Annotated in this window: 26 protein-coding genes; 20 read left to right on the top strand and 6 right to left on the bottom strand. The window is 60.0% G+C overall.

Annotated features, from left to right (window positions below):
* The first annotated feature begins 238 nt into the window (after positions 1–238).
* From VGC62_RS00480 to VGC62_RS00445, 8 genes are all read left to right on the top strand, one after another.
* The gene (locus tag VGC62_RS00480) at positions 239–1,264 is read left to right on the top strand and encodes an NAD(P)H-dependent glycerol-3-phosphate dehydrogenase (protein ID WP_331185138.1); all 1,026 of its coding nucleotides are present in this window, start codon (positions 239–241) and stop codon (positions 1,262–1,264) included.
* A 22-nt stretch (positions 1,265–1,286) separates the two neighbouring features.
* Positions 1,287–1,631 carry a DUF4389 domain-containing protein gene (locus VGC62_RS00475; RefSeq protein ID WP_331185137.1) on the top strand — a complete coding sequence of 115 codons (345 nt, stop codon included), beginning with the start codon at positions 1,287–1,289 and terminating at the stop codon, positions 1,629–1,631.
* Complete coding sequence (sixA, locus tag VGC62_RS00470; protein WP_331185136.1) at positions 1,628–2,086, top strand: phosphohistidine phosphatase SixA; 459 nt, start codon at positions 1,628–1,630, stop codon at positions 2,084–2,086. Before VGC62_RS00475 ends, sixA begins: the two co-directional genes overlap by 4 nt.
* Positions 2,087–2,234: 148 nt before the next feature.
* Positions 2,235–2,678: a hotdog fold thioesterase gene (locus tag VGC62_RS00465; RefSeq protein ID WP_331185135.1), complete on the top strand. Its 444-nt coding sequence runs from the start codon at positions 2,235–2,237 to the stop codon at positions 2,676–2,678.
* A 127-nt stretch (positions 2,679–2,805) separates the two neighbouring features.
* Positions 2,806–3,639, top strand: coding sequence for an alpha/beta hydrolase (locus VGC62_RS00460; RefSeq protein ID WP_331185134.1), 834 nt, complete (start codon positions 2,806–2,808; stop codon positions 3,637–3,639).
* Positions 3,636–4,490 carry an alpha/beta fold hydrolase gene (locus VGC62_RS00455; protein WP_331185133.1) on the top strand — a complete coding sequence of 285 codons (855 nt, stop codon included), beginning with the start codon at positions 3,636–3,638 and terminating at the stop codon, positions 4,488–4,490. Before VGC62_RS00460 ends, VGC62_RS00455 begins: the two co-directional genes overlap by 4 nt.
* Positions 4,491–4,641: 151 nt before the next feature.
* Complete coding sequence (locus VGC62_RS00450) at positions 4,642–5,472, top strand: DUF4892 domain-containing protein (RefSeq protein ID WP_414705720.1); 831 nt, start codon at positions 4,642–4,644, stop codon at positions 5,470–5,472.
* A gap of 103 nt (positions 5,473–5,575) precedes the next feature.
* Positions 5,576–6,628, top strand: a complete 1,053-nt coding sequence (locus VGC62_RS00445) for an AI-2E family transporter (RefSeq protein WP_331185132.1) — start codon at positions 5,576–5,578, stop codon at positions 6,626–6,628.
* Between the two features lie 61 nt (positions 6,629–6,689).
* Here VGC62_RS00445 and xopAW read toward each other — a convergent pair whose 3' ends face one another.
* The 3 genes from xopAW to VGC62_RS00430 all read right to left on the bottom strand — a co-directional run bounded on the left by xopAW (position 6,690) and on the right by VGC62_RS00430 (position 9,372).
* The gene (xopAW, locus tag VGC62_RS00440; RefSeq protein WP_331185131.1) at positions 6,690–7,433 is read right to left on the bottom strand and encodes a XopAW family type III secretion system calcium-binding effector; all 744 of its coding nucleotides are present in this window, start codon (positions 7,431–7,433) and stop codon (positions 6,690–6,692) included.
* A gap of 143 nt (positions 7,434–7,576) precedes the next feature.
* Positions 7,577–8,626, bottom strand: a complete 1,050-nt coding sequence (locus VGC62_RS00435) for a HAMP domain-containing sensor histidine kinase (RefSeq protein ID WP_331185130.1) — start codon at positions 8,624–8,626, stop codon at positions 7,577–7,579.
* Positions 8,623–9,372, bottom strand: coding sequence for a response regulator (locus tag VGC62_RS00430; protein WP_331185171.1), 750 nt, complete (start codon positions 9,370–9,372; stop codon positions 8,623–8,625). The genes VGC62_RS00435 and VGC62_RS00430 overlap by 4 nt, the downstream gene beginning before the upstream one ends.
* Before the next feature lie 387 nt (positions 9,373–9,759).
* Here VGC62_RS00430 and kdpF point away from each other — a divergent pair, with 387 nt between their 5' ends.
* From kdpF to VGC62_RS00400, 6 genes are all read left to right on the top strand, one after another.
* Complete coding sequence (gene kdpF / locus VGC62_RS00425; RefSeq protein WP_331185129.1) at positions 9,760–9,855, top strand: K(+)-transporting ATPase subunit F; 96 nt, start codon at positions 9,760–9,762, stop codon at positions 9,853–9,855.
* A gap of 5 nt (positions 9,856–9,860) precedes the next feature.
* Positions 9,861–11,567 (top strand): potassium-transporting ATPase subunit KdpA, encoded by a 1,707-nt coding sequence (gene kdpA, locus VGC62_RS00420; protein ID WP_331185128.1) that lies wholly within the window; start codon positions 9,861–9,863, stop codon positions 11,565–11,567.
* A 10-nt stretch (positions 11,568–11,577) separates the two neighbouring features.
* Positions 11,578–13,644: a potassium-transporting ATPase subunit KdpB gene (gene kdpB / locus VGC62_RS00415; RefSeq protein ID WP_414705719.1), complete on the top strand. Its 2,067-nt coding sequence runs from the start codon at positions 11,578–11,580 to the stop codon at positions 13,642–13,644.
* Positions 13,645–13,699: 55 nt separating this feature from the next.
* Complete coding sequence (kdpC, locus tag VGC62_RS00410) at positions 13,700–14,260, top strand: potassium-transporting ATPase subunit KdpC (protein ID WP_331185127.1); 561 nt, start codon at positions 13,700–13,702, stop codon at positions 14,258–14,260.
* A gap of 360 nt (positions 14,261–14,620) precedes the next feature.
* Positions 14,621–17,278 (top strand): sensor histidine kinase KdpD, encoded by a 2,658-nt coding sequence (locus tag VGC62_RS00405; RefSeq protein ID WP_331185126.1) that lies wholly within the window; start codon positions 14,621–14,623, stop codon positions 17,276–17,278.
* A 49-nt stretch (positions 17,279–17,327) separates the two neighbouring features.
* Positions 17,328–18,017, top strand: a complete 690-nt coding sequence (locus tag VGC62_RS00400) for a response regulator (RefSeq protein WP_331185125.1) — start codon at positions 17,328–17,330, stop codon at positions 18,015–18,017.
* A 211-nt stretch (positions 18,018–18,228) separates the two neighbouring features.
* Here VGC62_RS00400 and VGC62_RS00395 read toward each other — a convergent pair whose 3' ends face one another.
* A complete protein-coding gene (locus VGC62_RS00395; protein WP_331185124.1) occupies positions 18,229–19,287 on the bottom strand; it encodes a patatin-like phospholipase family protein in 1,059 nt (352 codons plus the stop codon).
* Positions 19,288–19,459: 172 nt separating this feature from the next.
* Here VGC62_RS00395 and VGC62_RS00390 point away from each other — a divergent pair, with 172 nt between their 5' ends.
* The 6 genes from VGC62_RS00390 to VGC62_RS00365 all read left to right on the top strand — a co-directional run bounded on the left by VGC62_RS00390 (position 19,460) and on the right by VGC62_RS00365 (position 25,576).
* On the top strand, positions 19,460–19,738 hold the full coding sequence (locus tag VGC62_RS00390) for a hypothetical protein (protein WP_331185123.1): 279 nt from the start codon (positions 19,460–19,462) through the stop codon (positions 19,736–19,738).
* A gap of 239 nt (positions 19,739–19,977) precedes the next feature.
* Complete coding sequence (locus VGC62_RS00385) at positions 19,978–20,895, top strand: AAA family ATPase (RefSeq protein ID WP_331185122.1); 918 nt, start codon at positions 19,978–19,980, stop codon at positions 20,893–20,895.
* Positions 20,892–21,848: a DUF58 domain-containing protein gene (locus VGC62_RS00380; RefSeq protein WP_331185121.1), complete on the top strand. Its 957-nt coding sequence runs from the start codon at positions 20,892–20,894 to the stop codon at positions 21,846–21,848. The genes VGC62_RS00385 and VGC62_RS00380 overlap by 4 nt, the downstream gene beginning before the upstream one ends.
* A 13-nt stretch (positions 21,849–21,861) precedes the next feature.
* Positions 21,862–23,865 carry a DUF3488 and transglutaminase-like domain-containing protein gene (locus VGC62_RS00375; protein WP_331185120.1) on the top strand — a complete coding sequence of 668 codons (2,004 nt, stop codon included), beginning with the start codon at positions 21,862–21,864 and terminating at the stop codon, positions 23,863–23,865.
* A 23-nt stretch (positions 23,866–23,888) separates the two neighbouring features.
* Complete coding sequence (locus VGC62_RS00370; protein ID WP_331185119.1) at positions 23,889–24,653, top strand: CHAD domain-containing protein; 765 nt, start codon at positions 23,889–23,891, stop codon at positions 24,651–24,653.
* 128 nt (positions 24,654–24,781) lie between these two features.
* Positions 24,782–25,576, top strand: coding sequence for a thioesterase family protein (locus tag VGC62_RS00365; RefSeq protein ID WP_331185118.1), 795 nt, complete (start codon positions 24,782–24,784; stop codon positions 25,574–25,576).
* Between the two features lie 42 nt (positions 25,577–25,618).
* On the opposite strand, the gene VGC62_RS00360 is transcribed toward VGC62_RS00365, so the two are convergent.
* On the bottom strand, positions 25,619–25,840 hold the full coding sequence (locus VGC62_RS00360) for a hypothetical protein (protein WP_331185117.1): 222 nt from the start codon (positions 25,838–25,840) through the stop codon (positions 25,619–25,621).
* A 189-nt stretch (positions 25,841–26,029) separates the two neighbouring features.
* On the bottom strand, positions 26,030–26,177 hold a 148-nt coding region (locus VGC62_RS00355; RefSeq protein WP_331185169.1), incomplete at its 5' end, for an ExbD/TolR family protein.

The raw sequence follows: 26,177 nt of genomic DNA, 5'->3' as shown, positions 1-26,177 counted from the left end.
AGCTCATTAGGGGCTGTTGACGTTTCGTTGTGAGCCACAACCAAGCGGCAACAGAGCCTTGTAAAAAATAGGAATTTTCCTCGGGCCAGCGCATCTTAATCGAGCCGTAGCTGTTTTCCTCGCCGACTGTAGGGTTTGGGCTAGATGCCTGCTGCAGCACGTTTGCCGCTGGTCGCCACCGTGGCGCTCCGTATAATGCTGCCATCGCCAGACGTGATGGCTCTAAATGGATTGTGTTATGACCCGACAGCAACCTATCGCAGTCCTTGGCGGCGGCAGCTTCGGTACGGCCGTGTCCAACTTGTTGGCGGAAAACGGCCACCGGGTCGTTCAATGGATGCGTGATCCCGAGCAGGCCGAGGCGATTCGCGTCAACCGTGAAAATCCGCGCTATTTAAAAGGCATCAAGGTCCTTGATTTGGTCGAACCTGTCACGGATCTAAAAGCCACGCTTGAAAACTGTGCGCTGATCTTCGTTGCATTGCCGTCCAGCGCCTTGCGTACAGTGCTCACCCCGTATGTCGAGCTATTGGCTGGCAAGATGTTGGTCAGCTTGACCAAAGGTATTGAAGCGCACACTTTCAAGCTGATGAGCGAAATCCTCGAAGAGATTGCCCCGCAAGCGCGTATCGGTGTGTTATCCGGCCCTAATTTGGCACGTGAAATCGCCGAGCATGCATTGACCGCCACGGTGGTTGCGAGCGAAGACGAAGACCTCTGCCAACAGGTTCAGACCGCGCTGCATGGCCGCACCTTTCGTGTTTACGCCAGTGCCGACCGCTTCGGTGTTGAGTTGGGTGGGGCGCTGAAAAACGTCTACGCCATCATCTCCGGGATGGCCGTGGCGCTGGGCATGGGGGAGAACACTAAAAGTATGCTGATCACCCGTGCCTTGGCTGAGATGACCCGGTTTGCGGTGAGTCAGGGGGCCAACCCGATGACGTTTCTTGGTCTTGCGGGCGTGGGCGATCTGATCGTCACGTGTTCCTCGCCCAAGAGCCGCAACTATCAAGTGGGTTTTGCGCTGGGCCAGGGGCTAAGCCTGGATGAGGCGGTGACTCGTTTGGGGGAGGTTGCAGAGGGCGTCAACACGCTCAAAGTGCTAAAAGCCAAGGCTCAGGAACTGAACGTCTATATGCCGCTGGTCGCGGGTCTGCATGCGATTCTGTTCGAAGGTCGTACCCTCGATCAGGTGATTGAAGTGCTGATGCGCGCGGAACCCAAAACTGACGTCGACTTCATCTCGACCAGCGGTTTCAACTGAATAAATCCAGGTGGAGAAGCTCTTGAACGAATCAAAATTCAAGCAAAACGAGTCAATACTGCTGCGCATTCTGTGGATGGTGGTGTTCGTGGTGGTGTGGCAGGTCGCCGAGCTGGTCCTGGCCGTGGTGGTACTGGTGCAACTGGCTTACAGGCTGTTTTACGGGGCGCCCAGCTTGAGCCTGATGCAGTTCGGAGACAGTCTGAGCCAGTTTCTCGCTCAGATAGGCCGATTCGGGACCTTCCATACCGAGCAAAAGCCCTGGCCGTTCGCCGATTGGCCGATTCCACGGCCACCTGAGGGGGAGGCGCCGCACACGGTGCCTGCCGCTGCCCATCCGGTGCGCGATGAGGAACCCAAACTATGAAGCTATGGATTCTGCGTCACGGTGAGGCTCAAAGCCGAGCTCACAGTGACGCCGAACGAGAGCTGACCACCAAGGGTTGTGAAGAAGTATTGAGCAGTACGGGGTATTTGTTGGGGCAGCCGTTGCGCTGGATTATTGCCAGCCCCTACGTGCGTGCGCAGCAGACCGCTGAACTCGTGCGTCAGGCGTTGGGACGGGATGATCCGATCATCACGGCCTCTTGGCTGACGCCGGACAGCGACCCGCGCAAAGTGCTGGATAATCTGGATCTGTACGCTGGCGATGACGTATTGCTGGTCAGCCATCAGCCTCTGGTGGGGACGCTGATCGGCCTTGCGATACATGGCAATATGCAGCAGACCCAACCGATGCATACCGCCAGCCTCGCCGAACTGGAAGGGGATTTTCCTCTGGCCGCAGCGATGGGCTTGGTGAGTGTGCGGCATCCTGAGTAGCTTTGGCCATGGTGGCGGTGTTCTCGGACGCCGCTTTTCTTGCCGTGATCTCTAAGAGCGGGCAAGCGCGCCTACAATGTGGTTGCCGACGATTTTGCGTCTGGCAGGGCCATGGTCGACGTATTTTTAATAACAATAAGGACCGAACATGACGATTTGGCGTACCCCTCCGAACATCGATGCCCTGAATACGATGCAGAAAAACACCATCGGCGAGGTACTCGACATTCGCTTCGAGGCAGTCGATGACCAGTCCTTGACCGCCAGCATGGTGGTCGATCATCGCACTCATCAGCCTTATGGCCTGCTGCACGGCGGTGCTTCGGTGGTGCTGGCCGAGACCGTTGGCTCGACCGCCAGTTACCTGGTCATCGACACCAGCAAATACTTCTGTGTGGGCCTGGAAATCAATGCCAACCATCTGCGCGGATTGCGCAGCGGTCGTGTCACTGCCGTTGCCCGCCCGGTGCATATCGGTCGTACTACTCATGTATGGGATATTCGGCTGACGAGCGATCAAGGCAAGACCAGCTGCATCTCGCGGTTGACCATCGCTGTCGTGCCCCACGGCGAGCAGCCGCCGGGTAGTTGACCCTGGACGGCGTTTTCTTCGCGACTATGACCGGAGTGTCATCATCGATGGCACTTCCAGTCATTGCCGTGCGCGCAGCAGATGCCCACAATTGCCCCCTGATCTGGTTCCAGTGGGACGCGCCGGCATGACTCAACACCTGTTTTTCGCTCACGCCAACGGCTTTCCTAGCGCAACGTACGGCAAGTTGTTCGCCTCGCTCGGTGCTGATTTCCAGGTGACGCATCTGGAGCAGCATGCGCATGACCCGCGTTTTCCGGTTACCGATAACTGGCCTAATCTGGTCGACGAATTGCTTCATCACCTGCGCCAACAGCCTGGGCCCGTCTGGGGCGTTGGGCATTCATTGGGGGGCGTGCTGCATTATCACGCCGCGTTGCGTTGTCCGCAGCTGTATCGGGGCGTTGTGATGCTCGATTCGCCTGTGCTGACGGTCTTCGATCAATGGATGATCCGCGCTGCCAAGCGCTTTGGCTTTATTGATCGCATTACGCCGGCCGGGCGTACGCTTGGGCGTCGTGAAGTGTTCGGCGACATCAACGCCGCCCGGCATTATTTTTCGGGTAAAAGCCTGTTTCGCCGTTTTGATCCTGAGTGCTTCGAGGCTTATCTGTCGCATGGTCTGCAAGCAGACGGCGAACAGTTGCGGCTGCGCTTCGATCCTGCCACCGAGATCAGCATTTATCGCAGTGTGCCCCACACCAGTCCCGGCCTGGCGCGCCAATTACGAGTGCCGCTGGCGCTGGTGCGTGGCGAACTCAGTCAAGTGGTGAGGCGCCATCACGCGTATTCGGTGAAAAGCATGCCTGAAGGGGAGTACCTTTCAGTGCCGGGCGGGCATATGTTTCCGCTGGAGCACCCAGAGGACACCGCACAGATGCTCAAAAACCTGTTTTCCCGTTGGGCCGCTCGCCGCCTGGCTGCCACTGACCTTTCGACCCATGAGCACGCCAGCGCATGAGCTGCTGCGTTGAAGAAGTCCGACTGAGCCTGCCGCATATCGAATTGGCGGCCCATCTTTTTGGTCCAGAAGATGGCCTGCCGGTCATTGCCTTGCATGGCTGGTTGGACAACGCCAACAGCTTTGCGCGGCTGGCGCCCAAGCTCGAAGGGCTGCGCATCGTTGCACTGGACATGGCGGGCCATGGTCATTCTGGTCATCGCCCGAGCGGAGCCGGTTACGGCCTGCCGGATTATGCCCTCGACGTGTTGCACGTCGCAGAGCAATTGGGCTGGGACACGTTTTCGTTGCTGGGCCACTCGTTGGGGGCAATCGTTTCGGTGATTGTCGCGGGCGCCTTGCCGCAGCGCGTCAATCGGCTGGCCTTGATCGATGGTCTGATTCCGCCGTTGGGAGAAGCAGAAACCGTCGCTGAACGCATGGGTGAGGCGTTGCAGGCGCAGTTGCATCAATCGAGTAAACGCAAGCCGGTCTACACCGACATGGACCGCGCCGTCGAAGCGCGCATGAAAGGCGTTGTGGCCGTCACTCGCGAGGCTGCGCAACTGTTGGCGCAGCGCGGTCTGATGCCGGTGCCGGGCGGTTACACCTGGCGCAGCGACAGTCGCCTTACGCTGGCTTCGCCGATCCGGCTTACTCGGGCTCAGGCGCTGGCTTTTGTCGACGCTATCGCTTGCCCAACGCAATTGATCGTCGCCGAAGACGGCATGCTGGCGAAAAACACTGAGCTATTGTCCAGCCTGCGTTTTGAAGTCAAACACCTTGCGGGTGGGCATCACGTACACCTCAATGACGAGGCGGGAGCATGCTCTGTTGCAGACTGTTTCAATCGGTTCTTCGCTGTTCCTTGACTTGCGACCGGCAACTGTCGAGGCTGAGCGGGTTGAGACAGGAGACAACCATGACGGACCAACATCCCGCCAATTCTGGCAACCTTGCCGGTATTTCATTCAGCTCCTTCACGAGCTTGCTTCGTACCCTTCCTTTTTTGACATCGAGCCGATGAGAGCACCCATGCGTTTATCCAGTGCCCTCGGGTTGATGTTTTGTTTTTCTGCGCTCAGCGCGTTCAGCCAGGCCGATGATGTGCCCGGCAGCCAGGACCTGGTCAATGTGCCGCGTTTGACGGACGCCGAAATCGTCGATTACCGACCCAGTGTCGAGCTGGAGCGGGTCTATCCCATGGGCTCGATTCGCAAGATCAGTGGCCAGTTGCGCTTTGACGGTCAGGTGAATGCACGCGGTAATGTCACTGCCATCACCTATCAGATCCCGCTTGAGCACACCTCCGATGAAGCCTTCACCGCTGCCCGTGAGGCATTGCAGAAGCAGGGCGCACAGTTGCTGTTCTGGTGTCAGGCGCGCGATTGCGGTGAAAGCAGCTTGTGGGCCAATGAAGTCTTCGGCAATGCCAAATTGTATGGCGCCGATGACCAGCAAGCCTACTTGCTGCTGCGTCTGGCCGCGCCGGACACCGACACGCTGGTGGCGTTGTACGGCATCACACGCGGCAATCGTCGCGCGTATCTGCATGTCGAGCAGTTCAAGGCTGTAGCGCCATTGGGCGAATTGCTGCCGACCTCGGCGACATTGCTGCGTCAGCTCAAGAGCACCGGCGAGCTGGATTTGCCGATGCTTACCGGTACACCACAGGAACCCTGGATTACCTTGCTGTCTCGTGGCCTGAACCTGGACAGCAGCCTGCGAGTCACGGTCTCGGGCAGCGATGCCCAGGCGTGGCGCGAAGCATTGGTGGCCAAGGGTGTGCGCGCCGCGCGGCTGGAGGCGGGCAACAGTGATTCGAAGGGCGTGGCCATCGAACTCATTCGCTGATCGGCGCTCTATGAGGTACGCCATCGCCACTCGATGAACACTGGCAGGATGGGTGTTGACCGTTATGCTGATGGCAACCGATCTTTTTTCTTCTGGATGAACCATGTTCAATAACGATCGCCTGTTGGTGCAGATTTTGCTCCTGGCATTGCTAGGCACTTGTTTGTGGGTGATGGCGCCGTTCTGGTCGGCGCTGTTCTGGGGCGCGGTTTTGGCTTTTGCCAGTTGGCCGCTGATGCGTCTGTTGACGCGCTGGCTCAAGGGGCGAGAGTCCCTCGCTGCGGCCATTCTGACCCTCGGTTGGGCGGTGTTGGTGCTCGCGCCGCTGGTGTGGCTGGGTTTCAATCTTGCCGACCACGTGCGCGATGCCACACTGTTCGTCAAAGACGTCCAGGTCGATGGCCTGCCGGACCCACCCGCCTGGTTGATCAGCGTACCGTTCGTGGGCGAGCGATTGGTGCGGTTCTGGACCACCATCGATCAACAAGGCGCGGCGATGCTGGCGAACGTCCGGCCGTATCTGGGCCAGGTCGGTAACTTTTTGTTGGCACGCAGTGCGCAGATCGGCGGCGGGATTGTCGAACTGACCTTGAGCATCGTTTTCGTGTTCTTTTTCTATCGCGACGGTCCGCGGCTGGCAGCGTTTGTGCTCAGCTTGCTGGAGCGTTTGATCGGTGATCGGGCGCAGTATTACGCCGATCTGGTGGCCGGCACCGTGCAGCGGGTAGTCAACGGGGTGATCGGCACGGCGGCCGCTCAAGCATTGCTGGCGCTGATTGGCTTCCTGATTGCGGGTGTGCCGGGCGCGCTGGTGCTGGGGATTGGCACGTTCCTGCTCAGTCTGGTGCCCATGGGGCCACCGCTGATATGGATTCCAGCCACTGCCTGGCTGGCTTGGGAAGGTGAATACGGCATGGCGATCTTTCTCGGGCTGTGGGGGACCTTCATCGTCAGTGGTGTCGATAACGTACTCAAACCGTACCTGATCAGCCGTGGCGGTAACCTGCCGTTGGTGATTGTGTTACTCGGTGTCTTTGGCGGCTTGCTGGCGTTTGGTTTCATCGGTTTGTTTATCGGGCCGACGTTGCTGGCAGTGGCTTACAGCTTGTTGCTGGACTGGGCCGGCGGCAATCGAGCGCAGTCGCCACGCCCATAGGGTCTGTTACTGAACAAACCGCCGCAGGACTCATGTCAGCGGCGGTTTTTTGCGAGAGGGCTCAGGCAGAAACGCTGACGTATTTGCCTGCGGTCGAGTTGTTGGTGAGGTTGTAGCTGTCGCTGATAGCCGCGACGATGCGACTCAGGGCTTCGGCCGATTGGCTAGTGCTCTGCTGCTGAGTGTCGTTGCCTGAGGACAGTGCAGACGTCAGTTCACTCGCACTGATCCCGCCATCACCGTCAGCGTCCAGTGAACTGAACAATTGTTCGGTTGAATCTTGCGTTGGAGGCGATGGTTGTTGAGTCTGCAGGCTGGCGGTCAGCTCGTCGAGGCTGACGGTGCCGTCCTGGTTGGTGTCCAGCGCATCGAATACTTGAGTGCTGTCTGCGTCGCTGCCGGAACTGCTCAGGGCTGTGGTCAGTTCATCGCTGCTGACTGAGCCGTCGCCGTCGGTGTCCAGCGCGCTCAACAGGTTCTGCGCATCGTCTGCGGCGGAAGCTGCGTCCAACTGCATCGGCGGTGGCGGCGGGGTCATGGCCGACAGTTCATCGGCACTCAGGCTGTCATCGTCGTTGCTGTCCAGGTCGCCGAACGCCTTGCTCAAGCTGACCGTGATGCCGTCTTTATTGTCTGACGACAGCGCACTGCTCAACTCGTCCTTGTCGATGCTGCCATCGCCGTTGGTGTCGAGCTTACTCAGCAATTCGTCGGCAAATTTTTTGCTGTTGCTGCTCGAGGTCGTACTCGTGCTAGTGCTGATGTAGCTGGAATAACTGCTGCTACCGCTGACGCCATTGATCATCGGACTGACTCCCCATCAGGTTGATAAAGCCGGAACGGAGCGCCGGCTTATGCAGCGTCGTTGGGTTAAGTGTCGTGGGTATGTGGGTTGTGTAACGAGGGGCTTACGTGCGCGGCGAACACAAATCCTGTAGGACAGGGGCATTACCCACGAGGTAAATCGAGCACCGCGGTAAGCCCGCCTCCTGGTGTCTCTTCCAGGTGCAGTTGACCTCCCAGGCGCAGCGCCGCGTCCCGGGCGATGGTCATGCCCATGCCAACGCCACCGGAGTTGCGATTGCGCGAACCTTCCAGTCGGTAGAACGGCTCGAAAACCGCTTCACGCAGGTTTTCCGGAATTCCTGGTCCATTATCACGAACCCGAATTTGCAGCCGGTCCACCGAGTCTTCGATCTCAACCCATGCATGCCCGGCGTAGCGCAGGGCGTTGTCGATCAAATTGTTCAGGCATGACCGAAGTGCCATGGGTTGTGCCCTGAGCGGTCGGCATTGGCCGCTGCTTTGTACATCATCGCCATTGTCCTGGGCATTTTCGGCGAGGGACTCGATCAGCGCCTGCACGTCAAAATACTGCAATGCCTCGCTGGTGCGCTGTTCATTCAGATAGGTCAGGGTCGCGTCGAGCATGCCGATCATGTCGTTCAGGTCTTGCGTCATCTGCCCGTGCAATTTGGGTTCTTCGATCTGCTCGACGCGTAATTTGAGGCGCGACAATGGCGTTCGCAAATCGTGAGAAACCGCCGCGAGCATACGACCGCGTTGCTGCACTTGTTCACGGATGCGCTGCTGCATCAGGTTGAACGTCATGGCGGCTTGTCGAGCTTCTCGTGGTCCGTTGATTTGCAGCGGTGGGCTGTCGAGGTTTTCGCTCAGGCGTTCGGCGGCCTCACTGATGCGTTGCACCGGTCGGGCCAGGGCTTTGGCGCCATACCAGGCGGCGATGATCAAGGTGATCAGTTGAAACACGAACGGTACGATCGGCCCACCCAGCGGCGGCGGAGGATGCTCACCCCGCATCTCTGGCGGCGGACGCGGTACGGCTTGATCGAACGCCTGATGTCCAGGCGGCGGTGGTGGGGGAGGTGGAAAACCGTAGTAACTGAACCAGGTGAACGCCAGCAGGTGCGCCAGAATGATAGCCAACAACGCGCCGCCGAATACTCGGGCGAAGAGTGTGTCTATCGAGCGGATCAACCGATTTCCCTGGCGTCGAACAAGTAACCTTCCCCCCGCACGGTCTTGATCAACTGCGGCGACTTGGGGTCATCACCCAGTTTTTGCCGCAAGCGCGAGACCAACAGATCGATGCTGCGATCAAACGCTTCAATAGAGCGGCCACGGGCAGCATCAAGCAATTGCTCACGATTGAGTACGCGACGCGGGCGTTCCAGAAAGGCTCGCAGCAGCCGGAATTCGGCGTTGGACAGCGGCACCACCAAGCCATCGGGTGCGGTCAGTTGACGCAATACGCTGTTCAGGCGCCAGTTGTCGAAGCGGATGTTGGTGCGCTCTTCGCTGCGGTCGTCGCGGACCCGGCGCAGGATGGTTTGAATGCGTGCGACCAGTTCACGAGGTTCGAACGGCTTGGCCATGTAATCGTCGGCGCCCAATTCAAGGCCAATGATGCGATCAGTGGGCTCGCAACGGGCGGTCAACATCAGGATCGGGATGTCTGACGAGCTGCGTAGCCAGCGACACAGCGACAAACCGTCTTCACCGGGCAACATCAGGTCGAGCACGACCACGTCGTAGGTTTCCTCCGCAAGCGCCTGGCGCATGGCGGTGCCGTCGGTTACGCCGGTGCTGTGGATATTGAAGCGTGCCAGGTAATCACACAGCAGCTCACGGATCGGCACGTCGTCGTCGACGATCAGCGCACGGGTGTTCCAGCGACGCTCGTCAGCGCTGTTGGCGGGGTTGCTGTCGGAAAGTGTTTGCATGGTACTGCTGCCGCCATGTGGGGCCGCCATCGACTGGCCGCGAATGAAGAACGACGCCGCCATGCTACTGCGCTGGCGCGTCGGGCGGAAGGGTGAGTGGTCAGGGTGTCGAGCGGTTGTCGGTAATGTATCAGGAAAGCTACACGTTGCAGGAGCCGACTTGTTGGCGAGGCGACCGCGCGTGAAAGCGGTTAATCGTCTCGCGAATGAATTCGCTCCTACAGAAGGGGATTCGCGTAAACGATCCCGTTACGCAGTTCCGAGCCCTGAATCCGGCACTCTTTACGCGTTCTTTATGCTCAGCCATAGCCTTCGCTCTCGTTCCTTTACACCTGCCTTGAGGACAATTGCCCCAAGCGGCAATCGCCGTATGACGGAGAGTTTTCCATGAGCGTTCTGGATGGGGTGTCACTGCTGTTGGCGGCAGGGTTGTTCGTGTACTTGCTGGTGGCGCTGTTACGCGCTGGCCAGATTGAGGAGTGACGGCCATGCACAGTTATGACTACCTGCTGATCTTGGTCTTTTTTGCACTGGTGTTGTTGCCCGCACCGATGCTGGGTCGTTTCTATTACAACATCATGGAGGGGAAGCGAACCTTTCTGACTCCGGTCCTCGGACCTGTTGAGCGCGCGTGCTATCGCCTGTCCGGGGTTGACTCCACGGTTGAGCAAAACTGGAAAACCTACACGCTTGCCTTGCTGGCGTTCAATCTGGCGGGCTTTTTCGCGCTGTTTCTGATTCTGGTCTTTCAAGGCGCGTTGCCCCTCAATCCACAAGGTTTGCCGGGTATGGAGTGGTCGCTGGCGTTCAATACCGCGATGAGTTTCGTCACTAACACCAACTGGCAAAACTACAGTGGTGAGGCGTCCCTGAGCTACCTGAGCCAGATGGTTGGCCTGACCGTGCAGAACTTTGTCAGCGCTGCCACTGGGATCGCCGTGCTGGTGGCTTTGTGCCGTGGCATTAGCCGCCGTTCAACGCAGCATTTGGGCAACTTCTGGGCCGACATGACCCGCGCGACCCTTTATGGCTTGTTGCCGCTGTGCATTGTACTGGCGCTGGTGCTGGTCTATCAGGGCGTGCCGCAAACGTTCGCCCATTATGTCGATGCCGTGACTTTGCAGGGCGCCGATCAGACGATTCCACTCGGTCCGGCTGCCAGCCAGATCGCCATCAAGCAACTGGGCACCAACGGCGGTGGCTTCTTCGGCGTCAACTCGGCGCACCCATTCGAGAACCCGACCGCCTGGAGCGACCTGTTCGAATTGGTGTCGATCATTTTGATTCCGGTGGCGCTGGTGTTCACCTTTGGCCACTACGTCAAGGATCTGCGTCAGAGCCGGGCGATCATTGCCTGCATGCTGGCGTTGTTTTTGATCGGCGGCGCCACGGCGTTATGGGCCGAGTACCAGCCAAACCCGACCCTGAGCATGGCCTCGGTGGAACAGACCGCGCCGATGGAAGGCAAGGAAACCCGCTTCGGCACCACCGCCACCGTGTTATGGGCGACGGCAACCACGGCGGCGTCCAACGGTTCGGTCAACGGCATGCACGACAGCCTCAACCCGCTCAGCGGCATGGTCGCGCTGGCCAACATGATGGTCGGCGAAGTGATCTTCGGCGGCGTCGGCGCAGGCCTGTACGGCATGTTGCTCAACGTGTTGATCGCTGTGTTCCTGGCCGGTTTGATGATCGGTCGCACACCGGAATATCTGGGCAAAAAACTACAAGCGCGTGAAGTGAAGCTACTGGTTGCGACCCTGATCGTGATGCCGGTCGGTGTACTGGTGTTTGGCGCCCTGGCCGCCTCGTTGCCCGGCCCTGCGGGTGCGGTCAGCAACCCTGGCGCTCATGGCTTCAGTCAGCTGCTTTACGCCTACACCTCGGCCACCGCCAACAACGGTTCGGCGTTCGGCGGTTTCAGTGCCAACACGCTGTTCCACAACCTGATGCTTAGCCTGTCGATGTTCATTGGCCGCTTTGGTTACATCGTGCCGGTGCTGGCGCTGGCAGGCAGTCTGGCGGCGAAGAAATCCGCGCGCCTCGGGAAAAATAGCGACCAAAACAGCTTCCCGACCCATGGTCCGCTATTCGTCACCCTGTTGACCGTGACCATTTTGCTGGTGGGTGGGCTGACGTTCCTGCCAACCCTGGCACTGGGGCCAATTGCCGAACATTTGAGCCTGGCCTTCTGAGGAGCGAATCATGAACATGCAGCTTCCTGCGACTAAAAAAGATCAGCAGCCGACTATGGCTGTACCTGGCAAAACCTCGATGTCCGCTTTGTGGCGACCGGCGTTGATCCAGGCATTCATCAAGCTCGACCCGCGTCAGTTGCAGCGTGCGCCAGTCATGCTGGTGGTGGAATTGACCGCCATTGTGACCACCGTTCTGTGCCTGCTCCCTGATCCGGCGGTGCCGACCTCGGTGGCGGTGCAAATTGCCGTGTGGTTATGGTTCACGGTGTTGTTCGCCAACTTCGCCGAAGCACTGGCCGAAGGGCGCGGCAAGGCCCGGGCTGACAGCCTCAAAGCTGGCACCGAAGGTTTGAAGGCACGTTTGAAAGGCGACAACGGCGCGTTTGTGACGGTCAACGCCAGTACCCTGCGCAGAGGTGACGTCGTGCGGGTCGAAGCGGGGGAGCTGATTCCCGGTGACGGCGAAGTGATCGAAGGCATTGCGGCGGTCAACGAAGCAGCGATCACCGGGGAGTCTGCGCCAGTGATCCGCGAGTCCGGTGGCGACCGCTCGGCGGTCACCGGCAATACCCGATTGGTGTCCGACTGGCTGCTGGTGCGCATCAGCGCCAACCCCGGCGAGTCGACCCTGGACCGCATGATCGCGTTGGTGGAAGGCGCCAAACGCCAGAAAACCCCCAACGAAGTGGCACTGGACATCCTGCTGATCGGCCTGACGCTGATCTTTCTGCTGGTCGTGGTCACCTTGCAACCGTTCGCTCACTTCGCGGGCGGTCAACTGCCGTTGGTGTTTCTGGTGGCGCTGCTGGTCACGCTGATCCCGACCACCATCGGCGGCCTGCTGTCGGCCATCGGTATCGCCGGCATGGACCGGCTGGTGCGGCTGAACGTGATCGCCAAATCCGGGCGTGCGGTGGAAGCGGCTGGCGACGTTCACGTCCTGTTGCTGGACAAGACCGGCACCATCACCTTTGGCAACCGTCGCTGCTCGGCGCTGTATGCCGCGCCTGGCATCAGCGCCACCATGCTGGGCGAGGGCGCCTTGCTGGCCTCGTTGGCCGATGACACCGCCGAAGGCAAATCCATCGTCGAGTACCTGCGTGCGCTGCACCCGATGACCGAGCCTGCGCTGAGCGACCTGACTGCGGTGCCATTCAGCGCGCAAACCCGATTGTCCGGTGTGGACTATCAAGGCCGTGTGTATCGCAAGGGCGCGGTGGATTCGCTGCTGAAGTTCCTTGAGCGTGATCGCAATGACCTGCCGCCAACCCTGGCGCGGGAAATCGACAAGATCGCCAAGACCGGTGGCACGCCGTTGCTGGTGTGTGGCGACGGCAAGCTGCTGGGGGCGATTCACCTCAAGGACGTGGTCAAGCCAGGTATCCGCGAGCGATTCGACGAACTGCGCAAACTGGGAATCCGTACCGTGATGGTCACCGGCGACAACCCGCTGACCGCCGCCGCGATTGCTGCCGAAGCGGGGGTCGATGACGTGCTGGCCGAAGCGACTCCGGAGAAAAAACTGGAGCGCATTCGTCAGGAGCAGAATGAGGGGCGGTTGGTGGCAATGTGCGGCGACGGCGCCAACGATGCCCCGGCGCTGGCTCAGGCGGACGTCGGCATGGCGATGAATGATGGCACTCAGGCGGCGCGCGAGGCGGCCAATATGGTTGACCTCGACAGCGATCCAACCAAGTTGCTGGACGTGGTGCAGATCGGCAAAGAATTGTTGGTCACGCGTGGCGCACTGACCACGTTCTCGATTGCCAACGACGTGGCCAAGTACTTCGCCATCCTGCCAGCGCTGTTTGCGTCGATTTACCCGCAACTGGGTGTGCTCAACGTCATGCACCTGACCAGTCCACAGAGCGCGATCCTGTCTGCCATCGTGTTTAACGCCTTGATTATCGTGGTGCTGATCCCGCTGGCGTTGCGTGGCGTGCGGGTGCAGGCGGCGAGCGCGGCGGCGCTGTTGCGGCGCAATTTGCTGATCTACGGGCTGGGCGGGATTGCCGTGCCGTTCGTGGGAATCAAGGCGATTGACATGGTGCTGACCGCGCTGCATCTGGTTTAAGCAATAGCAGCGCTGCGGCCAACGTCAGTAGCGCTCATTTTTTGAGGATTTGATGATGTCGACTGTAATGCGTCCGGCCATAAGCCTGATCGTTTTGATGACCCTGATCACGGGCGTGGCCTATCCGCTGGCGGTGACGGGCATTGCCCAACTGGCGTTCCCCGAGCAGGCCAATGGCAGCTTGATCTACGACGATCAGGAGAAAGTGCGCGGCTCGGTGTTGATTGCGCAAAATTTTACCGGCGAACAATGGTTTCACCCACGACCCTCGGCGGGCGCCTACGCCACGGTTGCCAGCGGCGCGAGCAACCTGGCGCCGAGCAACCCGGCGTTGGCACAGCGCATTGCCGATGAGGCCGCCAAAACAGTGGTGGCGGGGCAAGGCCCGGTGCCGCTGAACCTGCTGACCACCTCCGGCAGCGGCCTTGACCCTCATGTATCGCCGCAAGCGGCGGCGTATCAGGTGTCTCGTGTGGCCGCGGCGCGGCACGTTTCGCCGGACGCGGTGCAGCGGTTGGTCGATGCCAACACGGACAACCCACTGATCGGCCCGCCAGTGGTCAACGTATTGAGCTTGAACCAGGCGCTGAATGCGTTACCGTCTGCGCAGTTGTAAATGGATCCTCTAGGAATATTAGGACGTTACGACGGGCGCGATTACGGTGTGTCAGATAAATGAAGTGCGCCCCATGCAGGAGTCGGGCTTGTCCCGCGACCGGCGGGGAACCCGTCGTAAAGCCTGCGCATGCAGTGTGACAGGCCGACCGCGCGTACCGGGTTTACTGTCGCTGCGCGCCAGGTCGCGGACAAGTTCGCGCTTACAACTGATCACCCGTTACATTGAGGACATACGCCATCGGCAGCGGTGAAGCATTTGATACAGCCAAGCTTTTCAGCGAAAAACACCGGCTGAAAGCTTGACCGGCAACAGAGCATCTACAGAGTGTGTGTCTGGACTAATAAGGAACCCCTCATCGTGAACTCAACCACCCGCGCCGATGCCATTCTGGCGGACCTGCCCCAGGACGGGCGCGGTCGGCTGAAGGTATTTCTTGGCGCCGCGCCAGGCGTGGGCAAGACCTTCGCCATGCTCCAGGCAGCGCACACGCAAATGCGTCAGGGCGTTTCGGTGTTGGCTGGGGTCGTGGAAACCCATGGTCGCAGCGAAACCGAAGCACTGCTCGGCGGCATTTCGCAACAACCCCTGCTGCGTTCTGAATACCGGGGCGTAACCCTGGAGGAAATGGACCTCGACGGCCTCCTCAAGGCCGCGCCAAAATTGGTATTGGTCGATGAACTGGCTCACAGCAATGCCCCTGGCAGTCGTCACGCCAAACGTTGGCAAGACATCCAGGAACTGCTCTCTGCTGGTATCGACGTCTACACCACCGTCAACGTCCAGCACTTGGAAAGTCTCAATGATCAAGTGCGCGGCATTACCGGCGTGCTGGTGCGCGAAACCCTGCCGGACTGGGTGTTGCAGGAAGCCTACGAGCTGGTGCTGATTGACCTGCCACCGCGTGAACTGCTGGAGCGGTTGCGCGACGGCAAGGTGTATGTGCCTGAACAGGCCAGGGCCGCCATCGATGCTTTTTTCTCGCAGACCAACCTCAACGCCCTGCGTGAGCTGGCGATGCAAACCGCTGCTGCGCAGGTTGATAACGATCTGGCGCAAGGTTATCACCAGTTGGGGCAAGCCGCTCCGGCGGTACGTGGTCGTTTATTGGTGGGCATTGACGGCGATGCCCAGGCCGAGCGATTGGTCCGGCATGCCAGCCGTGTGGCCCAGCGTCGGCACCTGCCGTGGAGCCTGGTGCATATCGACAATGGTCGACTGTTCGATGAGCTGGCGCGCACCCGATTGCAAAATGCACAACAACTGGCCGAGCGACTGGGCGGTGAAGTGGTGGTGTTGCGCGCGCCAGAAGTGGCAAAAACTCTGATCCAGCATGCCGCCGAGCGCCGCGCCAGCCTGATATTGGTGGGGCAATCCCGACCGCGTTGGCGCAGACGAGTGTTCGGTGGAGGCCTCGCGGCGCGCCTGTTGCGCAATGCCCATGGCCTGGAAATCAGCGTGCTGGACAGCGAAGTGCGCCCGGATCAGCCGCGTTCGGCCTCGCCCCGCGCGCTGATTGGGTTCGACTATGCACTGGCCTTGGTCGCCACCGTGGGTGCCAGCGCCCTGGCCTGGGTGGTGTCCGGCGTGCTGGCGCTGCCGAATATTTCGCTGGTATTTCTCGCGGCGGTGTTGCTGGTGGCTGTGCGCAGCAGCCTCGGCCCGGCGTTGGTGTGCGCTGTGGCGTCGTTTCTGGCGTACGACTTTCTGTTCATTCCACCGAATTTCTCCCTGAGCATTCAGCGTGAAGAGGACGTGCTGACACTGTCGTTCTTCCTGCTGATGGCAGCGCTCACCGGTAATCTGGCTGCGCGTCAACGGCGCCAGTTACAAGCCCTGCGCGACACCCAGGAGGAAACCAGCGAGCTGCTGGATTTGTCGCGCAAGCTGACCGCCGCCACTGACCGTCAGGCTGTGTTGAGTGCCGCCGAGCAGCATTTGGGTGGCTGGAAAGAGTTGCAACTGTGCGTGCTCAACCCCGACGGGCAACAAGGCTGGACGGTCGAAATGGGTGGGCCGCTTGAGTTTTCCGAGTTTGAGCGCGCTGCCGCCCATTGGGCCTGGCAGCACGGGCAACCCGCAGGCAAAGGTACTGGCACCTTGCCTTCCGGGCGCTGGTGGTGGCTGCCGTTGTGGGTCGACGACACGCCACTGGCGTTGCTCGGCCTGTGCGCGCGTGAAGGGCAGACGTTCACGCCTCAGCGTCGACGCCTGCTCATTGCGCTCAGCCAACCGCTGGGCCAGGCGTTGGCGCGGGTTCAGTTGGCAGCCGATCTGGAAGCCGCACGCCTGCATGGCGAAACCGAACAACTGCGCAGTGCGTTGTTGGCGTCGGTGTCCCATGATTTGCGCACGCCGCTGACGTCCATGCGCGGCAGCATCGACAGCCTGCTGGCGCTAGGCGAGGCGATTCCGCTGGCAGATCGTCGGGAGTTGCTTGAGGGCACGCGTGATGAGGCCGAACGCCTTGATCGCTACATTCAAAATTTGCTGGACATGACCCGGCTCGGTCACGGCGCACTGAAGCTGGCGCGCGATTGGGTATCCCCCGGCGACATCGTTGGCAGCGCGTTGAATCGTCTGCGTGCTGTGCTGGCGCCGTTACAGGTCAGCACTCAACTGCCAGGCGATCTGCCGCTGCTGTATGTGCATGCGGCGCTGATCGAGCAGGCGCTGGTCAACGTGCTGGAAAATGCCGCGCGCTTCTCGCCCTTGCACGGACGGCTGCAGCTGACGGTTCAGGCCAGCGTTGATGAGTTGATCTTTGCGGTCAGTGACGAGGGGCCAGGCATTCCGCTCGCCGAGCGGGCGAAAATCTTCGACATGTTCTACACCGCCGCCCGTGGTGATCGTGGTGGGCAGGGCACCGGACTTGGGCTGGCGATCTGTCAGGGGATGGTTGGTGCCCACGGTGGGCGGATCAGTGTCGGCGACGGTATCGATGGGCGCGGCACCTGCATCAGCCTGCACTTGCCGTTACAGGCGCAACCCCACGCACAAATGGGGCAAACGGTGTGAGTCCGCAATGCGCTACGCTCACCTTTTCAATTGCAACGACAGGACAGCCATGAGCCAGACGGCAACCATTCTGGTGATCGACGACGAGCCGCAGATTCGCAAGTTTCTGCGCATCAGCCTTGTGTCGCAGGGCTACAAAGTGATCGAAGCCGGCACCGGCACCGAAGGTTTGAGTCAGGCGGCATTGAACAAACCTGACCTGCTGGTGCTCGATCTGGGCCTGCCGGACATGGACGGACAAGACGTCCTCAGCGAGTTTCGCGAGTGGTCGGTGGTGCCGGTCCTGGTGTTGTCGGTGCGCGCCAGCGAAGCTGAAAAGGTCCGGGCGCTGGATGCCGGGGCCAACGATTACGTGACCAAACCATTCGGGATTCAGGAGTTTCTGGCGCGGATTCGCACATTGCTACGCCAGGTGCCGGGCAGCGGGCAGCCCGAGTCGTCGCTGGTGATCGGGCCGTTGACGGTGGATCTGGCGTATCGACGGGTGTCACTGGATGGCGTTGAGGTCGGTCTGACTCGCAAGGAATATGCCGTGCTGGCGCAACTGGCGCGCCACCCTGGCAGGGTCATCACCCAGCAGCAATTGCTCAAGGACATCTGGGGCCCGACCCATACCGAAGACACCCATTACCTGCGCATCGTCGTTGGGCATTTGCGTCAGAAACTGGCGGATGATCCGGCGGCGCCCCGGTTTATCGTCACCGAGGCGGGGGTGGGGTATCGGTTGGTAGAGCGCTGAAAAGTCACGACGTGATGTCTGTAGGTACCCTGTTCCCAGTCAAGCTCGGTTGATCAATTGTCGGAGCGAACGTGTTCGCGAGGTGATGTTTCAGGCGCACCACGTTGGCCGCCTCGCCAACACGTTGGCTCCTACAGATTGAACTGCGGCTCGTCCGCTGCGGCGCGCCATTGGAGTATCTCTTTGATCACCTGCGGAGCTGACGAACACCTCACTGCTCATGCTCGCTCTCATAGCGGTCCAACGTGTCACTGGCGATCATACGGCCCAGTGCGATCAATTCCGGCGCTTTGTAGAACTCAAAGAACCTGCACACGCGTTTGGGCACGTTGATCAGGATGTCCGGCGGGTAACCGGCGATTTTGTACTGGGCCAATGAGGTCTGCATCACCTCAAAGCTCTGGTTGATCAGGTCCAGCAGCGACGCCGGGCCAACGTTGTCGACGATAATCGAGCCGCTCGCCGATTTCGGTGCGCCGGCTGCCTGGGGGGCGGCGGCCGGTTGCTGGTCTTGCGGGTCAGACGACTCATTGGCCAGCCACGGATTGCCAAGGGTCGCGGCGGACGCTTTCAGGCTGTCTTGCTCCATGCGCAACACATCGCCGCCTGCCACGTCGAGCTTGCGGCGAAACGGCAGGTGCGAGCCGATTGAGCTGATCAGGCTGTCGAAGCGCTTTTTCACCGCTGGCGCACGTTCGATCACCGGCAGTTGATAGTGTCTCTGGTTGGTGGAGTTGAGGTTGACCGCCACGATCAAATCGCAATGAGAGGACACCACCGGCACGATCGGCAAGGGGTTTAATAGCCCGCCGTCGACCAGCATGCGGTTGCCTTGCATGACCGGGGTGAACAGGCTGGGAATCGCCGCCGACGCGCGCATGGCCGAGTGCAGATTGCCCTCCTGAAACCAGATTTCCTGTTGATTGGTCAGATCGGTCGCCACCGCCGTGTAAGGGATGCGCAGGTCTTCGATGTTGATTTCTCCGACGATCTCGCGGATCTGGCCAAACACTTTCTCGCCCCTGATTGCGCCGAGGCGAAAGCTGACGTCGACCAGACGCAGTACGTCGAGGTAATCCAGGCTTTCGATCCAGGTGCGGTATTGGGGTAACTTGCCCGCTGCGTAGATCCCACCGACCACGGCGCCCATCGAGCAGCCAGCGATACACGCGATGTCATAACCCCGTCGTTCCAGCTCCTCGATCACGCCGATGTGTGCATATCCTCGTGCGCCACCTGACCCCAATACCAGCGCGATTCGCTTTTTCATCTGCCGTTTCCCGATCGTCGTACGTTCACAGTCTGTAACACTTAATGTGTCCTCCGAAATAGCGGTCACCGTCAAGCAATAAAACCGCTACTCTGCGCCGTGGTCATGGCACTTTTGCAACACAGTACCGTCAAAGCCGCATTGTCGATTTCTCTTGTTGAGGTAACACCCGATGAAAGCATGGATCTGCCTGCCCTTGCTGGCCCTGGTTCTCACAGGTTGCGCCGGTAAAACCGCCTACCGCGACAGTTGCGCCACGCAACTGGACAGCGCCTGGCATGAACTGGATCTGGCCAAGGCCGAAGGCTTTGCCGGCACCGTAAGCTACTCCAAAGCGCTGTCGTTGCTGACCGGTGCCAAGACCCAGCAACAATTCGAGGCGTTCGAAGGGTGCTCGCAAAAAGCCGAGAAAGCCCGTTTCTATATTCGCGAGTCCCGCGCTGGGCGCTGATCGAATTGTTTAAACGCTGAGTCTCACTGGAGTCAACTTGTTGGCGAGGCGCCATACCTAGGTATCGCACCATCGTTCTCGCCAACAAGTTGGCTCCTACACCAACCCATTGCTCTTTCATCGCTTGAATTCCCCATTGCTCTCTGGCGAAAAGGCCTACGCTGACCTTAAAGTGGCTACATGTCTGGCATCTACCGCAGTCCTATTAGCCATGAGCCGTCGCCTGGGGAGGCTTTCCAATGGGCAGAAAACTGGATGCTTGTCTAAACGCGATCAATGAAGTGGTCCTGGGCAAAGAGCCGCAGGTGCGATTGGCTATTACCTGCCTGTTGGGTGGCGGGCATTTGTTGATCGAGGATTTGCCCGGCATGGGTAAAACCACCCTCAGCCACACGTTGGCACGGGTGTTGGGGTTAAGTTTTCAACGCATTCAATTCACCTCCGATTTGCTGCCGGGCGATATTCTCGGCACGTCAGTGTTCGATCGCGACACTGGGCAGTTCACCTTCCATCCGGGGCCGATCTTCGCCGAACTGGTGCTGGCCGACGAAATTAACCGTGCTACGCCAAAAAGCCAGAGCGCCTTGCTCGAAGCCATGGAAGAGGGCCAGGTCACCATTGAGGGGGCCACTCGCCTGTTGCCTAATCCCTTTTTCGTCATCGCCACGCAAAACCCCTTCAGCCAGGGTGGCACCTTCGCTTTGCCTGAGTCGCAACTGGACCGTTTTTTGATGCGCCTGTCGCTGGGTTATCCAGCGCGCCTGGCCGAGAAGGCGTTGTTGCAGGGAGAATCGCGTCGCGATTTGTTGCCCCGCATCGAGCCAATCCTCGATCACGCTGAATTGGCGGTTTTACAAGCCCAGGCACGGCAGGTGCGGGCCAGTGACGCGCTGGTCGATTACGTGTTGCGGCTGGTGGATGCCACGCGCAGTCAGCCGCAGTTCGCCTACGGTCTGTCGCCGCGTGCCAGTCTGGCGATTCTTGCGGCGGCCCGGGCGTGGGCCTTGCTTATGGGTCGTGATTACGTGATCCCTGAAGACGTCCAAGCGATCCTGCCTTCGGTGATCGGCCATCGCCTGCGTGAACGCACAGACCCCACCGGGCATGGCGGCGCAGCGTTGGTTCAATGGTTGCTGCGTGAGGTGCCGGTGCTTTGATCCAACGGCTGAAACCGATCTGGCAGCGCTGGGTGATTCGACGCATTCCCCAGGCTTCGCGGATCACACTCGACCACCGCCGAATTTTCATTCTGCCCACTCGGGTGGGTGGCACTTATGCGCTGGTTTTGTTTTTGATGCTGTTGGTGTCGATCAACTATCAAAACAGCCTGGCCTACGGCCTGACCTTTCTTCTGCTGTCCGTGGCAATTTTGGCCATTGTGCATACCTATCGAAACCTCAGTGGGCTGATCCTCAGCGCCGGTTCTGCGCGCTCGGTATTCGTCGGCGAGCCGGTGCAGTTGCGTTTGCGCCTGGAAAGCGCCGGGCACAGCCACCAGGCCGTGGCAGTAGGCTGGGACAGCGAACAACTGCAGCAGACCGATGTCGCCGCCGAGCACCTGATCGAGGTCGAACTGACCTTGCCTGCGGTGAGTCGCGGCTGGCTACAGGCGCCGCGCCTGCGGGTCGAAAGTGTGTTTCCGCTGAGCATCTTCCGGGCCTGGAGCTGGCTAGACCTGGGGCAGACCGTGCTGATTTATCCGCGCCCAGTGCCGGGCACCCTGCCGTTGCTCAAGGGCGCTCAGCCTCATGTCGAGGATCAAGGCCAGGCGACGCGCGGGCAGGGCGTCGATGACTATCAGGGCTTGCGTCTTTACCAGCCGGGCGATTCACGACGACGCCTGCACTGGAAAGCCTACTCCCGTGGCCAGGGATTGTTGGTCAAGGACTTCACCGAGCTGAGCGGTAATGACCTGTGTCTGGACTTCATGGCGTTGGGCGGCGATATCGAAGAGCGGCTGTCGCGTCTTTGCTATTGGGTGTTGGAACTGTCGCAACGCCAGCAACCGTTCGCCCTGCGCTTGCCAGGTTTTCTGTCGGCGGTCGACAGCGGCCATGTCCACCGTGAGACCTGTCTCAGGGCGCTTGCATTATTTGGCGCCCGAACATGAGTGAGCGCTGCTGATGAACGCCCAAGGCAATCTCAGCCAACCGATCCCAAGGATCAGCCTGAACTGGCTGTTGGTCGGGCAAGCGCTGGTCATCGTGCCATTCGCGTCGCACGTGCCCATTGCGCTGATTGCCTTGTGGCTCGCCTGCACCTTCTGGCGTATTCAGATTTTTCGCATGCGCGTGCGCATCCCCGGCACCTGGATCAAATCCGGGCTACTGGTCGGCACCGCAGGCGGCATCTTTCTCGCACGCGGTAGCCTGGTTGGGCTGGACGCGGGCGCCGCATTGCTGATTGCTGCGTTCATCCTGAAAATGCTGGAAATGCAAACCCGACGTGATGCGTTGGTGCTGATCTTTCTGGGGTTCTTCTGTGTGGTGGTCGGTTACCTGTTCGAGGACGATTTGCTGTGGGGGCTGTTCACGCTGTTGCCGGTCAGTACCTTGCTGGCGGCGTTGATTGGCCTTCAGCAATCGAGTCTGGCCAGTAAACCGCTTGGCACCTGGAAGCTGGCCATGAAGCTGTTGCTTCAAGCGGTGCCGCTGATGCTCTTGTTGTTTCTGTTTTTTCCGCGCCTGGACCCGTTATGGTCGCTGCCGCAGCCGAGCAGCAAGGCATTGATCGGGCTTTCCGACAATATGGCGCCAGGTGACATTGCCGAGTTGAGCCAATCGGCGTCGCTGGTGTTTCGCGCCAGTTTCGAAGGCGCCGTGCCGCCGCGTGATCAGCAATATTGGCGCGGCCTGACACTTGAGCAGTTCGACGGTCGGCGCTGGTCGCAGTCATCCAGGGCTCAGGTGGCCGATGCGCCGGATTGGCAAAAGCAAGGCGAGGAGGTGGCCTACAGCATTGTCATGGAGCCCAGCGGCAAGCCGTGGTTGATGACCCTGGACGTCGCACAAGCGCAATTGGCCGGTGTACGGCAGATGACCGATTTCCGCTGGCAGCGTCGGCGGCCCATTGAGCAATCTGTGCTGTACGACGCGAAGTCCTGGCCTGACGCGGTTCGCGAAACCGTGCTCAGTGATGGCGCCCGCCTGCAGAACCTGCAATTGCCGATCAAGGGCAATCCGCAGGCGCGGGAGTGGGCCACCGACTTGCAACGCCGCTATCGGCGTGCCGACGCGTTGGTCAATGGGATGCTCAGCTATTTCACCACGCAGCCTTATCGCTACACGCTTAAACCGCCGACGCTGGGGCCCAATAGCATCGATGATTTCCTGTTCACCAGCCGCCAAGGGTTTTGCGCGCATTACGCGGGCGCGATGACCTTTGTGCTGCGCGCCGCCGGCATTCCCGCACGCGTGGTCGCCGGTTACCAGGGGGGCGAATTGAACCCGCAGGGTAACTACATCAGCGTGCGCCAGTTCGATGCCCACGCCTGGGTTGAATATTGGCAGCCAGGCATTGGCTGGCGCAGCGTCGATCCGACTGCTGCGGTGGCGCCGTTGCGTGTCGAGCTAGGCCTGGAGCAGGCGTTGGCCGCTGACGAGGAGTTTCTCGCGGACTCACCCATGTCGGCGTTACGCTACCGAAACGTGCCGTGGCTCAATGCAATGCGCATGAGTTGGGATAATCTCAATTACGGCTGGCAGCGCTGGGTGTTGGGCTATCAAGGGCAGCAACAGTTGCAGGTGCTTGGGCGCTGGTTCTCGGGTTTTGATGCCCCGGTATTTGTCGGCGGTGTGCTGGCGATTCTGGCGCTACTGACATTGTGGCTGTTCAAGCCTTGGCAGCGTGAAAGCGATTCACAACTGCGTCTGTTCAACCGATTCGAGCGCTTGCTGGCCCGGCACGGCCTCAAACGACTACCGGGCGAAGGTGCTCAGGCTTTTTCCCAGCGCGCCATGCTGTATTTTCCGGCGCATGCGCAGGCGATTGAAACGTTTGCCAGGGAGTTCGAAGCCCAACGTTATGGCGCCCGCGCAAACTCGGTGGGTCAGTTGCGTCGGTGCCTTAAGCAGGTACGCCGCAGCCTGCCATGGCGGTTGTCGGCGATCAAAGACAGTCATCAGTAGCACGGTCATAAAAGGAGTGAGTCATGTCTGCCATGGTCGATCACCTGATCGCCGAGATTTTCAGTCTCAATATCAAGTTGCTGTCCTGCCATGCACGGTTGGTGGCGTCCACTGACAGCGAAGCGCTGCACGATTTGCGCACCACGGTGCGTCGCCTGCGCAGTGTCCTGCGCCCCTTGCGCGGTTTGCCTGGGCTCGAACAGGTCGAGGAGGCCGCTAAAGGTGTGGGCGATCTAACCACGCCGCTGCGTGACATGCAGGTGTTGGCGGCGTTTCTTCATGAGCAAGGGCATGACGCGGCTGCGCTCAAGCGCTTGCGGTATCTGGATGAGGCCTGTCCGAAGGTGGCCAGCTCGGCCGAGCTCAATCGACTGTTCGGCGTAATGGACCAGTTGCCTGGCTTCCTGCGTACGCAACAGCGCCAGGGTTTGCTACGCAAGCTGCGTAAACGCATTGAAAAGCGCATGGACAAACAGTGGGGAAAGCTCAAGGAGGGCATGGCCGATCCAGCCCATGACCGGCATCGTTTGCGCCTGCTGATCAAACGCGTGCGCTATGCCTCGCAGGCATACCCGGAGCTCAGCCACCAGTCCGACGGTATGCAGCAGCGCTTGAAAGCGGCACAAGACGCATTGGGCGACTGGCACGACCATCTGCAATGGCTGGCGCAGGCCGGGCAGCAGGCGGACCTGGCATCGTGTATCGCCGGTTGGCAGTTGGGCATTCTTCGCGCTGAAACGTCGTCGGACAAGGCACTGGCGCGGCTGGGCAAAGCCTGCTTCGGTTAAACGCCGCACGCTAACGCTCAAATCACGCCTCCAAATTGGCGCATATGAACCCTGCACTGGCAGGGTTCGCTCGCTAAGATCGTTGGTCCGAGATGCCTGAATCTCTTTCGCCTGCCAACGGAGTGTGCATGAAGCTTTCTGAATTGCTCGATACGGTGCGTGATAGCCCTCAATCGGTGACGATCCCCCGCGAATGGTCCCAAGGCCGTTCGTGTTTTGGCGGCCTGATGGCGGCGCTGCTGTTTGAAGCCATGCGCGGTAAAGTCTCGGCAGGCCGGCTTGTTCGTTCGTTGGCGATTACCTTCGTCGGTCCGCCCATGCCGGATGTACCGATTCGCTTTGAGGTGGAAATCCTGCGCGAGGGCAAGGCAGTCAGTCAGGTATTGGGCCGCGCCACGCAGGACGGTGAGGTAATGACATTGATTCAGGGCAGTTTTGGCGCCCCGCGTGAATCGATGATTGCGGTCAAGGCCGAGCCTGCGCCGGTGTTCAAACCGGTGGAGGAGGTCGCGCAATTTCCATTCATTCCTGGCGTCATGCCCGAATATTTGCGCTTTATCGAAATGCGTTGGGCGTTGGGCGGGATGCCGTTCTCCAACACCAAGTCGCCTGCGATTGGAGGCTACGCGCGTTTGAAGGATGTTGAAAAAGAGAGGCTAAGCGAAGCGCATCTGTTGGTACTGGTGGACACTTGGCCGCCTGCGCTATTGCCGCATTTGAATAAACCGGCGCCGGGCAGCTCACTGACCTGGACGATCGAGTTCGTGCAGCCTCTGCCCGAGCTGACCACCCATGACTGGACCCAGTATCGGGCTGTGATCGAGCACGCCCGCGATGGTTATGGCCATACGGCAGCGGCGTTGTGGGCACCGAATGGGGAGTTGGTGGCGATCAGTCGCCAGACCGTGGTGGTTTTTGGTTGAACAACGATATTTAGCGTATTGATTGCCGTGCGCCCCGAGCCCTTATCGGCTCCGGGTTTTGATCGCTTGCGCGGCAATCAAGCCGAGTATGCCGATAGCTGCGGAAGACACACTGGCGCACAGCGCGCCGTCGAGCAGCAACAACCCCGAAACGATCGACAGCGCAAACGCCAGCGAAGACTGCGCGATGTGCGATGAGATGCCGGTTTTATTGGCGTTGCTGAAGAAATCTTCGATGTGCAGCTGGGTGATGAACTTGGGCATGATCTCTCTCCTGAATTCGGATCAGCCTGACGTCGAGCCAGCCTGAAACCGAATAAGCACTGTTTTCAGTGCTTGGAGAATAGGCCCGAGATCAGCATACGGCGAATCAACGCTTGCTATCGAAGTGATAGAAAAACGGGAAACCTACGAATACCGTGTTCACGGAACTGTTGGCGCGAGACGCCCTGATCACTTGGCGGTAATCACCGACAACTTGGTAATCCCCGCCCGCTCAATCGAGGCCATGGCCCGCGCCACTTCGCCATAGTTCACCCCGTTGTCGGCCTGCAACTGCACGCGCACGTCGGGGTTCTTGTCCTTGGCGGCCTTGAGGTTG

Source organism: Pseudomonas sp. (genome assembly GCF_036404235.1).
Taxonomy (GTDB): domain Bacteria; phylum Pseudomonadota; class Gammaproteobacteria; order Pseudomonadales; family Pseudomonadaceae; genus Aquipseudomonas.
Note: the sequence above shows the minus strand (reverse complement) of the source record. Positions and strands in the feature narration are given on the sequence as shown.